Raw genomic sequence first — 13486 nt, forward strand, 5'->3', positions numbered from 1 at the left:
TTTATTTTGGAATTACGATCTCGGACTGATCGCCTGTACCGGTATCTAAAATATTAATCAAAAGTCCCTGATTCGTATTGGTAATCTGAAGGTAAAGTGATCCAAAAAGGTAGTTACCGGGTTTTATATTTCCATCTCCAAACTGCTCATCAAAGAGTTTTCTTGAAAGCTCACTAAGGATTTGTCTGTTGAGACTCTGAGTAAAACTATCAAGGGAATTCACCTTATCAAGCAGGTTGCTGTAATCGTTTTTTTCATCAAACGGATTCTGTGCATTGGCTGAACTTAAAAGCCATTGATAATTAAAAGTATCTCCTCCAAAAGCGGGATTTACTGGCTTATAAACGAGTTGCTGTGACTTCCCTAAGAAAATACCCGCAACACACATTAATAGAATAACAAAAGTTTTCATGACGGACGTTTTTAATAGATAAATTCATTTTTTATAAGGTTTTTCTTTGCTGTAAATTCTTTGATATATTTTAAGCTGAAAGCTAATTGTTCTTTTAGATAATCTTCTCCGGGATTGGTCATAAAACTGTAAATAACTTTATCATCTATCTGGATATTAATCTGACCGCTTGTTCCACGAAGAGGAAGTTCAGAAATCGTAACAGCACTTGTACTCTTATCCGGAAGCTGGCTGTATTGAATGTAGAACATATCATAAAAGTCCTTTCCTACCTTGGTTTTGGTTTCATCAATGGTAAGTCCTTTAAGTTCATAAACAGCATCATCTTCTATTTTAGCTGCCGTCTTCTTTCTAAAAAGATCACTATTGAGTTCAAGACTGTCTTTTGCTACTAAAGTTTTGGATTCTTCATCTCTGATATAAAGGAAAGCTTTCAAAGCATCTTTTGATTCAAGATTTACACTGATCTCAGATAAGACCTTTACTTCATTAGGGTTTACGGAAAACTTACCACTTTGCTGATTGTTGGAAAGGTTTCCTCCATTTCCTTTTTTTATAGAGACTAAAAGATAATTTAGTTCTTTATAGACAGCTGTATTATTCACAACTACAGCCTTTATTTTGATCTGGTTTTCAAGTGTAGTGCTCTCAATTCTTGCCGTTACTTTTTTATCCTCCTGCCCATAACCCAATATAAACAGGAAGACAAAAAAAGTATGTAAACTCAGGATAGATAGGGGTCTCATTATTTGTGTTTTTTAATAATTTCGCATAAAAACGGTTCTGTTATCTCCCCTTACGTTGATCTGAATTCCGTCTGAAATGCTATTGCTTCCCGTAACATCAATGATATTATTACTTCCTTGCGTAATAATGGCAGCTTTGGTTTCCTTATCTGTGAATGAATTGATAAAATAAAGAGCGTTATAGTCACCTAGCTGACTTACAGTAATAATGGTTTTGTTGTTAAGAGAAAGTTCTGCATTGTTATAGTCACCCATCTGAACAATATTGGAAGAGTAACCGGTATTCATCTCCATATTCTGTCTGGTAATAAGATTAAAGACTGTATTACTGTTGATCTTATCCCAGTCGATTTCCTGAGCCTGCAGTGGCAATACCATACAAAGAGCTAAAACACTCCATTTTAAGGTGAACATGGCATTGATATTTAAATTAAAGAGCATTTTTATATCCGGCAGCAATCAATATACCTATGATGTTCCTGGATCTTCAATCTTTAGATCAAAAAGGAGAACCCACACCTGTAGCTCCTCCTTTCCAATTTAAAGATTACAGTATTATAAAAAATAACTTAGTTCGATTGATTTACAATCATTGAGTTTCCGTTACCCACCTGAGTACCAATATGAACATGAGCATCACCCGTTTGAGTTACCCAAGTAAAGTTTCCATTACCTGCCTGAAAATCAACAGCTGTATTAGAATCTCCTAATTGAACTTGATATAACTGGTTGGCATTACCTACCTGTAATCCAACAGCTGTGTTATCATCACCTACCTGAGCTGCAATGGCGATATTACTGCTGCCTAATTGAGAGTGGTTAGCTGTGTTATCATCACCAGCCTGATATTGAACAAGCATATTATTAGCACCTAACTGAAGCGCGTCAGCTTCATTTCTTCTTCCTACTTGAACTTGGTAAGCCATATTACCACTACCTACCTGAATGGCTGAAGCATCATTTCTTCTACCGTCCTGATATTGAAATACTCCATTACCAAGACCTAATTGTACTGATGAAGCATCGTTTCTTCTTCCAAGCTGAATTTGTTGAGTTGAATTAAAAAGACCTAACTGCCAGGTTGAAGCATCATTTCTGTTCCCTGTCTGGCTCACATTATTTGAGTTTCCGATACCAATTTGATCTACATCTATCGAGTTTCTGTTTCCATTACTCACTGCAGTATTCATATTGATGATACCTACCTGATCAATATCTGCGGTATTACGGTTCCCATTCTGTGTTAAAGAATTCATGTTCAAAAGACCTGTCTGGTCTACAGTAGCAACGTTCAAGTTTCCTATTTGGGTAGTCACATCAATATTAGACTGAGCGAAACCGAAACTCATGGCGATTAGTGTAAACACACCTGCAAGTAAATTTTTCATCTTAGTAAAAATTAATTGGTTAATAGTAAGACAAAGGTATACGCTACACCTAAGTGAAAAACCACCATCAAAGTGTAAATTGTAAAAGTCACTATTTACAGTTTCTAAGCTAACGGTTTTTGGTATTCAACATATCACGGATTTCAGTTACGTAGAAATACGGTATAGAATATCAATGGTGAATAGTCAATTCGCTGTGCTTGTCAATTTTTATAGTCAGCCACTTTCATCATTCACTTTCGAAGTAAAATTGACTATTGCCCACGGCATTGGTTAATTAATGTTAAGGCGCTTATTTCTTCAGGAATATATTGTTAAATTTGAGCTATGGAAAATTTTGGAAAAGATTTATTAAGGAAAATAAAAAGTGTAGAGCTTCCCGGCGAACCAGCCCATGGAATATTCTCTCCTCCCTACCGCCCGGTTTTTACATATGATGAAGTATTGGCAAAAAATCCCAAGTTTGCAGCCGTTAACATTGTATTGTATCTTAAAAACAATGAGTGGTATTTTCCTTTGATCCAAAGAACCATTAATGAACATGACAGACATAGCGGACAGATCTCATTACCCGGTGGAAAACGCGAAGAGATGGATCAGGATTTTGCAGAAACTGCAGTTCGTGAAACTTCCGAGGAAATTGGTATAGACAAGCATTATGTGAGAATTATAAGAGAAATGTCTCCGATCTATATTCCACCTAGTAATTTTTATGTATATCCCTATATTTCGTATACTAAAAAGAACCCTCTCTTCGTTCTCCAGCAGACTGAAGTGGTGGAAACTATTGAATTTCCGATCACTTCTTTTTTAAACCTGTCAGACACCCCTGAAATTATGGCACTTCCAACTGCCGGCGGACAAGAAGTTCCTGTTATCAATTTCAACGGATATATTATCTGGGGTGCTACAGCAATGATATTAAGTGAATTCAGCCAGTTGCTGAAAAAAATGTAACTTTGCACTACCGTGTTTAATTAAAAAATGGCGAAGAAAAATATATTCACCGATGCATTCGGAACACCTTATTTTTTAAAAAGGTTTATTATTTTTATTTTAGGAGTCGTATCCTACAGAAGGTTCAATGGCTTTAATAAGTTAAAAATAACCGGAACAGAGCACCTTGTGGATCTTCCGGATTCCAATGTATTGTTTGTATCTAACCATCAGACCTATTTTGCTGATGTAGCGGCAATGTACCATGCTTTCTGCGCTGTAAATAATGGATATTTAAATACGATTAAGAATCCGATCTACCTGCTGAATCCAAAGATCGATTTTTACTATGTGGCGGCAGAAGAAACCATGAATAAAGGTATTCTTCCTAAAATCTTCAAGATTGCCGGTGCAGTAACAGTAAAAAGAACCTGGAGAGCAGAGGGTAAAAATGTCAACAGAATGGTAGACATGAGTGAGGTAGACAATATCATGAAAGCATTAGACAATGGCTGGGTAGCTACCTTCCCTCAGGGAACAACATCTGCCTTTGCCCAGGGACGTAGAGGAACCGCCAAATTGGTCAAAAATCAGCGTCCTATTGTGATCCCGATCAAAATCAACGGATTCAGAAGAGCATTTGATAAAAAAGGACTTCGTGTAAAGGTTACCGGTGTAAAACCTACCATGGAATTCAAGGCTCCTCTGGATATCGATTATGATAATGAAAAAGCACCAGAAATCCTATTGAAGATCATGACTGCCATTGAGCAGACAGAAGACTTCAATCTATTACACAATTATGATGAAGAACTTAAAGCTAAAAAATTAGAACAAAAGGACTCAAATAATTAAAGTAAAAATTATGAACAGAATAATCGGAATTTTATTCGCCGTCATAGTATTAATTTCGTGCAACAGCCAGAAAGTATATTCGGATTTTGATATCAGTTATTCGAAGAGTGGCGGCTTTGCTCCTGTATATGAAAATTTGCTTATCAAAGGAAATAATGTACATTACTCTTTTGAAGGTCAGGGAAAAAAATACAAACAGGATTTTAAAATTTCCAATGAAGATCTGAAAAAGCTGGATCAGGTTCTTTCTCAGAACAATTTTAGAAGAATACAGGAAGATCGTAAAAAATTGTACGATAATATTTCTACTTCGATCAATATCAAAAAAGGGCCTAACGAAGGCAGTAAGTCGGATGCCAGTATGATTATTCCCAATTATCAGACGAACTGGAACAACATCCTTGAGGCTTTCCAGCAGATCATTAATACTAATGTTAAAAAACAGTAAATACAATTGAAAACCCACTTCATTGCTATTGGCGGAAGCGCCATGCACAATCTTGCCATCGCATTAAAAGATAAAGGATACCAGGTTACCGGTTCAGATGATGCTATTTTTGAACCATCAAAATCCAGATTGGAGAAAAAGGGAATATTACCTCAGGAAATGGGCTGGTTCCCGGAAAAAATCACTCCGAATATTGATGCTGTCATCCTTGGTATGCATGCTCATCAGGATAATCCTGAACTGGCAAAGGCAAAAGAATTAGGGTTAAAAATATACTCCTACCCGGAGTTTTTATACGAACAGTCTAAAAATAAAACCAGAGTGGTTATTGCCGGTTCTCACGGAAAAACAACCATCACCTCAATGATTCTTCATGTTCTGAATTTTCATCAGAAGGATGTAGACTTCATGGTAGGCGCTCAGCTGGAAGGCTTCGACTGTATGGTAAAACTGACTCAGGATAATGATTTCATGGTATTAGAAGGTGACGAATACCTTTCTTCCCCTATAGATCTCCGTTCTAAATTTTTATTATATCAACCGAATATCGCCCTTATGAGTGGTATTGCATGGGATCATATTAATGTTTTCAAGACCTTTGATGATTATATCGAGCAGTTCAGAAAATTTGTAGCAAGCATTACTCCTGGTGGCATTCTGGTTTATAATGAAGAGGATCCTGAAGTAGTAAAAGTAGTGGAAAATGCTGAAAATTATTTCAGAAAGATTCCCTACAAAACCCCGGAATATGAAATCAACAACGGGAAAGTATATCTAAAAACGGAAATGGGTGATGTTCCGCTTTCTGTTTTCGGAGCACACAACCTGTTGAATATGGAAGGCGCAAGACATATCTGCCAGCAGCTGGGAATTATGGATGAAGACTTCTACGAAGCCATTATGAGTTTTAAAGGAGCATCCAAACGCCTTGAAAAGGTAGAAAGAGAAGATAAAGGAACATTATATAAGGACTTTGCCCATGCACCAAGCAAGGTAAAGGCTGCCGTAAAAGCTTTTAAAGAACAGTTTAAAAACGAAAAGAAATATGGTTTCCTTGAACTTCATACCTACTCTAGCTTAAATCCTGACTTCTTAGAGCAGTACGACCACGCCATGGACGGATTGGAAGAAGCCATTGTTTTCTACTCTGAAGATGCTTTAAAAATCAAAAGAATGGAACCTATCTCTCCGGAATTTATTAAAGAAAAATTCAAGAATGAAAAACTAAGAGTTTTTACCAATGCTGAAGATCTTCACGCTTATTGGGATACTTTGGATAAAACCAACGGAGTTTATCTGATGATGAGCTCAGGAAACTTTGGAGGACTGGATCTGACGAAGTAAATTCAATTTAGAAATGAGTTAATTTGAGAATTTGAAAATAAAGAATATCTCAGATTTCTGTATAAAATAAAATTCCTTTCACAAGCTGAAAGGAATTTTTATTTTATTTAACCCTCGTAAAATAGGTCTTGATAACGTCAGGAACGCCATCCATATCTATATTCATTCGACTTTCAATAACCATACTTGCCTTGGTTAACTCTACAACAATATGAGGAATATTCACATCATCCTCAAGCATCATTATCTTTGTCTGGGGATTATAGGTATACTTCATGGTAGCCGCAGCTGCTTCAACACATTTTTCATCTTGGGCACTGTAATTTACTACTCTTGCATCATATTCTCTGAAGTCTATCGTATTAAGCACACTACAACCGTTTGGTTCCTGAGTTATCGTTTTCCCTGTACTGGTTTGATAGGTTATTGACTTTCCAATTTTCCATGTTCCAACAATGGTTGGTTCTGGAACAACATCATCATCACTACAAGAAACTATGGCAGAAAATACAACCAGAGATAGAAATATTTTTTTCATGATTAAAGTTTAGAATTGTATTTAGATCCCGAAGATACTACAATTCCATTTATTTCTCTCGTGCCTGAAATATAAGTTCCCTCAGAATCTGTTCCGTAGAAAGCTCACTGTAATTATGGATAGACTGCCCTGTCCAAATACCTACAAAATCTGCATTCTGTTTAGATTTTGCAGCTTTACGCAAGGCATTAGTCAGTTTATTCTGATAAGGGTAAGGCAAAATATACTCAGAATCTTCAACGGCTTCAATGTATTTATTTTTAACTCCTCTGGCATACCTACCTGAAAAGCTTTTGGTTAACATAATCTCATCTTCTCTCACCTTTTTGAGTCTTTCTTTTTCAAAAGGCAGTAAAGCACTTTCCTGAGAAGCCAATAGAATATTCCCCACCTGAAAAGCCTGCGCCCCCAAATCATTTATCGCGTTTAAAGTTTTAGCATTATAAATTCCTCCTGCATAAATTAAAGGAGTTTTTACATGATCATACACCTGTGATAATAAAGATAAGCCACCAATCTGCGGAACATGGTCCGGATCAAAAGTTCCCCTATGGCCCCCCGCTTCCGTTCCCTGTACACAAATGATATCTATTCCTGATTTTTCCAAAAGCAGAGCCTCATTTACAGAAGTGCAGGTTCCAATCAGTGTTATTCCATTCTCTTTCAACTTCTGAATACTTTGAGTATCCAGGTTTCCGAAAGTAAAACTTATAATCTTACAATTTTCCTCTATAGCAAGATCTATCAAGTCATGATAAGAATTAATATTCAAATCTCCAAGATCAGGCAGTGTAACTTCAATATTATTCTCCTTCGCTAACAGCTCTAAAAACAGCTTAGTTTTGCTAAATTTATCTTTTAATTCATTCGTTATTTCAGGAATGTGATGGGCAAAAATATTAATAGCAAAAGGCTTATCAGTTAATTTCCTTGTTTCCCGAATGAGTTCAATAGATTCATCTGCTGAAAGGTCAGCTAACGCCAAAGATCCCAGACAGTCAGCACGGGCTGCTGCAGCAACCATTTGTACCGTACTCACTCCAAACATCGGAGCCTGAATAATAGGATATTTCACTCCTAACCTTTTACTGATTGTATCCGGCCAAACCATAAGAATTGATTTTATTTAAAAAGGTACAAAAAAACAAGAATGTTTCAATTTCAATAGGATATGACATTACTCACTCCTGAACAGAAAATAAAATTCCCACAGATCTCACAGATAACGCAGATTTTTAATCCGTGAAATTTGTGCAATCTGTGGGAAATATTTTAATCTTTTATTTTTTAAATATCTGCTACAGAACTCAGCATCTTTTGCTCCCATTCCGGATCTTTCGGATCAAAGAATAATCTTTTTCCTGTATCCAAAGAACGAACAGTATTCATTTCATCTTCTGTCAGTTCAAAATCAAATACATTAAAGTTTTCTTCAATTCTTGATGGAGTCACAGACTTTGGAATCACCACAAAACCTTCCTGTAAGTGCCATCTCAAGATTACCTGAGCCACTGTTTTCCCATATTTTTCAGCGATTGATTTCAGATCTGTATTACTTAAAAGATTGGCATTACCATTTCCAAGTGGGCTCCAAGGCTGTGTTATAATATTATTTTCTCTATCATACACCTGCAATTCTTTTTGCTGGAAAACCGGATGCAGCTCGATCTGGTTGATAACCGGAAGGATTGTTGAGTTGGCTTTTAGCTCTTCAAGCTTTTCAATAGTAAAGTTACAAACCCCAATTGCTTTAATCTTTCCTTCCTGATACAACTCCTCCAAAGCTTTCCATGTTCCCAAAAAATCACCATATGGCCAGTGAATAAGGTACATATCCAGATAATCCATCTGCAGTCTGTCTAACGTTCTCTCAAATGCACGCCTTGCTTGTTCATATCCATGATCCTGAACCCAAACTTTAGAAGTGATGAATAAATGGTCCCTGTCTACTCCGCTATTTTTTACCGCAGTACCTACTGCCGTTTCATTTTGGTAAATAGCTGCTGTATCAATCATTCTATACCCTGTCTGAATAGCTTTGACAACAGCATTTTCACATTCTTTCAAGTCTTCCATCTGCCATACTCCAAAGCCTAAAGCAGGAATATCTACTCCGTTATTTAAAGTCACTACAGGTTGTCCTGTATAGGTTTTCTTTTGCATAAATCTTTATTTTAATGATTAATATAAAGTGATTAAACAAATTTGCGATAAAAAAACGGAACTTCTGCTTACCAATTTTACTGTTTTTGTTAAAAAAATGTTATTTAATGAGTATTTGCAGGGATGTTGGGGACTCGCAAGGACACTAAGTTTTCCTGTTGTGTTTAAGGGCCAAGGATTTTATCTCCGATACAATCGAACAACACTTTATAATGCTACTAATGCACAAATAAAATGACACTAGCATAATTTTACTAATAAAATCTATGTACCCTTTAGTTTGTAAAAAGAAATTAAGTTTACAAACTAAAGGGCACATAGGCTTTGAACTTTATATGAATTATTTGTGCATTCGCGACAAAAACAACAGTATTGTACTGCCGAAATCTTTGATTTTCTTGCGCCTTAAAAACAATATATTATTTAAAACTCTTTGCGCCTTTGCGATTTCCAACCTCCAAATATTTACCACTCTAACTATGAATGGGTTCAAGTCTCTATTTTCCTTATTTTTGTGGAAGTGATGATTCTTAAATCCTTTATAAGCCTATAAATGGAACAATATACTTTTAATAAAATTGCCAAAAATTCAAAGATCCCTTATGAACTGCTATTGTTAGCTGACGAGACCACTGAAGCTATTGATCAATACATATTCAAATGTGATATTTATATTTTGCATGATGGAACAGAAAATATGGCTGTTATGGCTTTATATCCAAACAATGAGACGGAACTTGAGATCAAAAATATTGCAGTGATTGAAAGCTACAGAAGTAAAGGAATTGGAAGTATTTTAATCCATAAAGCCAAAGAAATAGCTCTTAAGAATCATTATACAGTATTGAGTGTAGGAACTTCAGATACAGGATTCCAGCAAATCAGATTTTATGAGAAAAATGGTTTCGTAAAAACAGGGATACGTAAAGATTTTTTTATAGAGAATTATCCATCCCCGATTTATGAAAACGGCCTTCAGATGCGCGATATGATTCTACTTACCCATTACCTTACGGAATAGTCCTTTAATATGTTCTATTTCCATTTGATAATTAGTATTTTTTCTACATCCAAAATACAGGGTATTTTCTAACTTTTTCTTTCCTTCCCAAATGAGCTGAATCTCTCCGCTTTCAATAGCATTCTTGCATAAGAAATCCGGAACAACGGCTAATCCTGTTCCTCCTTTCAGACAACGGATGATAGAGTTGAGATTAGGAACAATATAATTGGGACGAAAGTTCGGTTTATGACCAAAATTCAAAGTCCAGAATTGAAAAAGATGCTCCATATCTCCTGTTGTCCCATACCATTTTTCATTCTTAAGCCATGCTTCGATCTGTTCAATATCCTTTGTTTTTAGTATTTTTTTAAACGCACCTGTATCTACTTCTTTTCCACCTACCAGAATGATCTGTTCAGAAGAAAATGCTTCATGCTGTATATTAGGTGAAGACCCTTTTTTGGGAGTGATGATAAGATCCAGAATTCCTTTGTCCAGCTGATCCAGCATTTCAGGATATTCTCCAAAACTGATGATCAGATTGAAAGGTAATGAAGAAACATATTGTTCCAAAGTAGTTTGAAAAGTTTCAAAACACATTCCCACACTGATTGTCGGAGTATGTTTTTCTGTAGATTTTTGGAAATTTTTCTCTACATCTTCAAGCTTGGTAAGTGGTTCTGCTACGGCATTAAATAATACTTTTCCTCTCTCCGTAGGAATCATTTTTCTACCCGTTCTGTCAAATAATTTATATCCGACATAAGCTTCAAGTGAACTTAAGTGCAAACTAACCCCAGGTTGCGAAATGAATAAAGCATCTGCTGCTCCCGTCAGTGTCCCGGTTTTATAGATCGCCTTAAAAGTACGATACCATTCTAAATTGACCATGACTTAATTATTAATATTATAATACAATATTACAAAATAATTATAATATTAATATATTGTCATTTCTTAAAAAAGCAGCATAATAATCAGGAATCCCACTTTCCTTAATCGCATGCAAAGTTTCTTCAAGTGGATAGCTTAACTGTACAATTTCAGGAATGATTTTTTTATCATCTAAAGTCAGTATTAAATAGGAAGCCAGCCTGTTTTCTTCTTTGGAACGTCCTACAGAACCACAATTCACTGCCCATTTTTTATTTTCAAACTGTTTTGTAAAAGATAAATGGGTATGTCCCATTACAATCAGATCAGCATTTGAATCTTCAAGCAGATTCATAAAAACCTCATCATTTTCAGATTCATACAAATAAGTATCATTGCTCATAAGACTGGAATGCACCAATTGGATATTCCAATGTTTGTTACCTGTTTTATAGTTTAGTTTCAAATGAAAAGGAAGTTCGGAAAGAAACTGTTTATTGTCTTTTGTAATATGTTGTTTAGAATGATCTATTGCAATAAATCTGGCCTTCGTTTCTTCTTCAGAATGCTTAGACAAGGGAAAAACAGGCAGGTCAAAAGCAATTCGTTCATCATGATTTCCCAACAGACAGGGAATATTCAAATTCTTAATTTTTTCTATTACTTCATTTCCCCAAGGAGCAAAATCAACCAAATCGCCCAAACAGAATTTCTGATGAATTCCTCGCTGTTCAATATCTTTCAACACCACTTCCAAAGCCGGAAGATTTCCATGTACATCACTGAAAACTGCTATCTGTATCATTCTCTGTCAATTTGTTAATCAAATTTACAAGACGAACAGGAATTTCAGTTCAGATATGACATGACTTTTTACCATGAAATAACAATTATTAAGAATTAACTTTTGCTTTACCTAGTCAATCCTCAATTCTGCTTAACAAGTGAACAGTCTGTGCCTATAAAAATTGACAGGCAAATTGTATTGACTATTCACCATCGACAATAAACTATAATCAAATTATAAATATTCTGATACATTACTATAATTTATATTATTTTTACTATACAACAAACCCTCCTAACTTTGCAGAGTAAAATTTAAACAATCATAAAAAAATGAAAAAAGTACTAATCATTAACGGAGGGCAAAATTTCGGACATTCCGGAGGAAAATATAATCAAACTATCGCAGAAAATACAATAGCTGTTCTTCAAGAATTTGAGAATGTAGAAGTAAAAATCACCAATGTAAGTGAAGGCTATGACAAACATGAAGAAGTAGGGAAATTTGTGTGGGCAGATTATATTATTTACCATACTCCAATCTGGTGGTTTCAGCTTCCGAATGGATTTAAAAAATATATAGATGAAGTATTCACAGCAGGCCACGCCAAAGGTATTTATATGAGTGATGGCAGAAATGCTGCCAATCCAGAGATCAATTATGGGACTGGCGGAATGCTTGGTGGCAGAAAATATATGTTAACAACAAGCTGGAATGCCCCTGCTACAGCATTTACGCTTCCCGGAGAATTCTTTAACGAAAAAAGCGTAGATGAAGGCCCTTTATTTGGATTCCATAGAATGAATGCCTTTGTATCCTTAGAAAAAATGGACAGTTTCCACTTCCATGATGTTGAAAAAAATGCCAACATAGAGCGTGATATGAAGCTTTACAGAGACCATGTGAAAAACGTATTTGAAAAAGAATTAAAAGCAGAATTAGTATAATGAAAATTCATCTTACAGCCATTATAAAAGCCAAAGAAGAACATCAGACAGAAGTATTGGAAGTTCTTCAGAATATGGTAAAAGAAACAAGAAAAGAAGAAGCTTGTGAGCTTTATAACCTACACCAGGGAATTGAAGATAAAAATGAATTTGTTTTCTACGAAATCTGGAAAAGCCAAGAAGGACTGGATCAACATAATCAACAACCTTATATTCAGGCTTTCGGAGCTTTAGTAGATGAAAAACTTCAGGAGAAACCGCAAATATATCTCACTCATATCATTTAAATATGAAAAAAATAGCGTTTTTACTATTGGCAATCTTTACCGTAGGATTTGTACAGGCACAGACCAAAAAATCAAAAAATATGAAAAAGAAAATATTGTTCGTTGTTACCAGCCATGACAAAAAAGGAAGTACAGGGGAAGACACGGGATATTACTTAGGAGAAGTTTCTCATCCATGGGAGGTTCTTCACAAAGCAGGCTATGAAATTGATTTTGTAAGTCCGAAAGGCGGAACTCCACCGGTAGACGGATTCGACTTAAAAGATCCGGTAAATAAAGAGTTTTGGGAAAATAAAGAATACAAGAACAAGATTGATCATTCTTTAACACCTTCACAGATCAATCCAAAAGATTACTCAGCCATCTTTTATGCAGGGGGACACGGAGCCATGTGGGATTTGGCTGATAATACTGAACTGGCAGATATTGCTTCAAAAATTTATGAAAATAAAGGTATTGTAGCAGGTGTATGCCATGGTCCGGCAGGTTTGGTTAATATCAAACTGAATAACGGAAAATATCTGGTAGATGGGAAAAAGATCAATGCTTTTACCAATGAAGAGGAATCTGCGGTACAATTAACAGATGTTGTTCCTTTCTTATTAGAAAATAAATTAAAAGAAAGAGGAGCAAAATTTGAAAAATCCGGGCTTTGGCAAAACCATGTGGTAACTGATCAAAGAGTGATTACAGGACAAAATCCACAATCTGCCAAGAGTGTTGGAGAAGCAATTTTAAAAGAACTCAATAATAAATAAA

At 35.5% G+C, this 13486-nt stretch carries 17 protein-coding genes; 8 read left to right on the forward strand and 9 right to left on the reverse strand.

From position 1 onward, the window contains the following. Position 1 precedes the first annotated feature (1 nt). The 4 genes from AC3HD6_RS20475 to AC3HD6_RS20490 all read right to left on the reverse strand — a co-directional run bounded on the left by AC3HD6_RS20475 (position 2) and on the right by AC3HD6_RS20490 (position 2546). Entirely contained in the window at positions 2-412 is a 411-nt protein-coding gene (locus tag AC3HD6_RS20475) for a curli production assembly/transport component CsgF (RefSeq protein ID WP_068939510.1), read from the reverse strand. A gap of 11 nt (positions 413-423) precedes the next feature. Continuing rightward, positions 424-1158 carry a curli-like amyloid fiber formation chaperone CsgH gene (gene csgH, locus AC3HD6_RS20480; RefSeq protein WP_488898010.1) on the reverse strand — a complete coding sequence of 245 codons (735 nt, stop codon included), beginning with the start codon at positions 1156-1158 and terminating at the stop codon, positions 424-426. A 12-nt stretch (positions 1159-1170) separates the two neighbouring features. Beyond that, a complete protein-coding gene (locus tag AC3HD6_RS20485) occupies positions 1171-1572 on the reverse strand; it encodes a hypothetical protein (RefSeq protein WP_488898011.1) in 402 nt (133 codons plus the stop codon). 155 nt (positions 1573-1727) lie between these two features. Further along, a complete protein-coding gene (locus AC3HD6_RS20490) occupies positions 1728-2546 on the reverse strand; it encodes a hypothetical protein (RefSeq protein ID WP_488898012.1) in 819 nt (272 codons plus the stop codon). Positions 2547-2873: 327 nt separating this feature from the next. Here AC3HD6_RS20490 and AC3HD6_RS20495 point away from each other — a divergent pair, with 327 nt between their 5' ends. Genes AC3HD6_RS20495 through AC3HD6_RS20510 form a run of 4 tightly spaced genes read left to right on the forward strand, consistent with a single transcriptional unit; the run spans position 2874 to position 6129 of the window. Continuing rightward, positions 2874-3503 carry an NUDIX hydrolase gene (locus AC3HD6_RS20495; protein WP_488898013.1) on the forward strand — a complete coding sequence of 210 codons (630 nt, stop codon included), beginning with the start codon at positions 2874-2876 and terminating at the stop codon, positions 3501-3503. 27 nt (positions 3504-3530) lie between these two features. Further along, positions 3531-4337, forward strand: coding sequence for a lysophospholipid acyltransferase family protein (locus tag AC3HD6_RS20500; protein WP_068939518.1), 807 nt, complete (start codon positions 3531-3533; stop codon positions 4335-4337). A 10-nt stretch (positions 4338-4347) separates the two neighbouring features. After that, positions 4348-4785, forward strand: coding sequence for a hypothetical protein (locus AC3HD6_RS20505; protein ID WP_488898014.1), 438 nt, complete (start codon positions 4348-4350; stop codon positions 4783-4785). A 6-nt stretch (positions 4786-4791) separates the two neighbouring features. Beyond that, positions 4792-6129 (forward strand): UDP-N-acetylmuramate--L-alanine ligase, encoded by a 1338-nt coding sequence (locus tag AC3HD6_RS20510; RefSeq protein WP_488898015.1) that lies wholly within the window; start codon positions 4792-4794, stop codon positions 6127-6129. A gap of 103 nt (positions 6130-6232) precedes the next feature. On the opposite strand, the gene AC3HD6_RS20515 is transcribed toward AC3HD6_RS20510, so the two are convergent. The 3 genes from AC3HD6_RS20515 to AC3HD6_RS20525 all read right to left on the reverse strand — a co-directional run bounded on the left by AC3HD6_RS20515 (position 6233) and on the right by AC3HD6_RS20525 (position 8830). Continuing rightward, the gene (locus AC3HD6_RS20515) at positions 6233-6667 is read right to left on the reverse strand and encodes a lipocalin family protein (RefSeq protein WP_488898016.1); all 435 of its coding nucleotides are present in this window, start codon (positions 6665-6667) and stop codon (positions 6233-6235) included. A 49-nt stretch (positions 6668-6716) separates the two neighbouring features. Then, a complete protein-coding gene (locus tag AC3HD6_RS20520; RefSeq protein WP_488898017.1) occupies positions 6717-7778 on the reverse strand; it encodes an NAD(P)H-dependent flavin oxidoreductase in 1062 nt (353 codons plus the stop codon). Between the two features lie 176 nt (positions 7779-7954). Beyond that, positions 7955-8830 (reverse strand): aldo/keto reductase, encoded by an 876-nt coding sequence (locus tag AC3HD6_RS20525; protein ID WP_488898018.1) that lies wholly within the window; start codon positions 8828-8830, stop codon positions 7955-7957. A 553-nt stretch (positions 8831-9383) separates the two neighbouring features. Here AC3HD6_RS20525 and AC3HD6_RS20530 point away from each other — a divergent pair. Next, positions 9384-9851: a GNAT family N-acetyltransferase gene (locus tag AC3HD6_RS20530; RefSeq protein ID WP_488898019.1), complete on the forward strand. Its 468-nt coding sequence runs from the start codon at positions 9384-9386 to the stop codon at positions 9849-9851. Here AC3HD6_RS20530 and AC3HD6_RS20535 read toward each other — a convergent pair. Then, entirely contained in the window at positions 9825-10724 is a 900-nt protein-coding gene (locus AC3HD6_RS20535; RefSeq protein ID WP_488898020.1) for a LysR family transcriptional regulator, read from the reverse strand. The two genes, AC3HD6_RS20530 and AC3HD6_RS20535, sit on opposite strands and share 27 nt — an antisense overlap. Positions 10725-10764: 40 nt before the next feature. Then, a complete protein-coding gene (locus AC3HD6_RS20540; RefSeq protein ID WP_488898021.1) occupies positions 10765-11511 on the reverse strand; it encodes a metallophosphoesterase family protein in 747 nt (248 codons plus the stop codon). 314 nt (positions 11512-11825) lie between these two features. On the opposite strand from AC3HD6_RS20540, the gene AC3HD6_RS20545 reads away from it, so the two are divergent. Genes AC3HD6_RS20545 through AC3HD6_RS20555 form a run of 3 tightly spaced genes read left to right on the forward strand, consistent with a single transcriptional unit; the run spans position 11826 to position 13485 of the window. After that, positions 11826-12440, forward strand: coding sequence for an NAD(P)H-dependent oxidoreductase (locus tag AC3HD6_RS20545; RefSeq protein WP_488898022.1), 615 nt, complete (start codon positions 11826-11828; stop codon positions 12438-12440). Then, complete coding sequence (locus tag AC3HD6_RS20550) at positions 12440-12727, forward strand: putative quinol monooxygenase (RefSeq protein WP_488898023.1); 288 nt, start codon at positions 12440-12442, stop codon at positions 12725-12727. The genes AC3HD6_RS20545 and AC3HD6_RS20550 overlap by 1 nt, the downstream gene beginning before the upstream one ends. Before the next feature lie 2 nt (positions 12728-12729). Continuing rightward, positions 12730-13485: a type 1 glutamine amidotransferase domain-containing protein gene (locus AC3HD6_RS20555; protein ID WP_488898024.1), complete on the forward strand. Its 756-nt coding sequence runs from the start codon at positions 12730-12732 to the stop codon at positions 13483-13485. Position 13486 lies beyond the last annotated feature (1 nt).

The organism is Chryseobacterium sp. II3a (genome assembly GCF_057815135.1).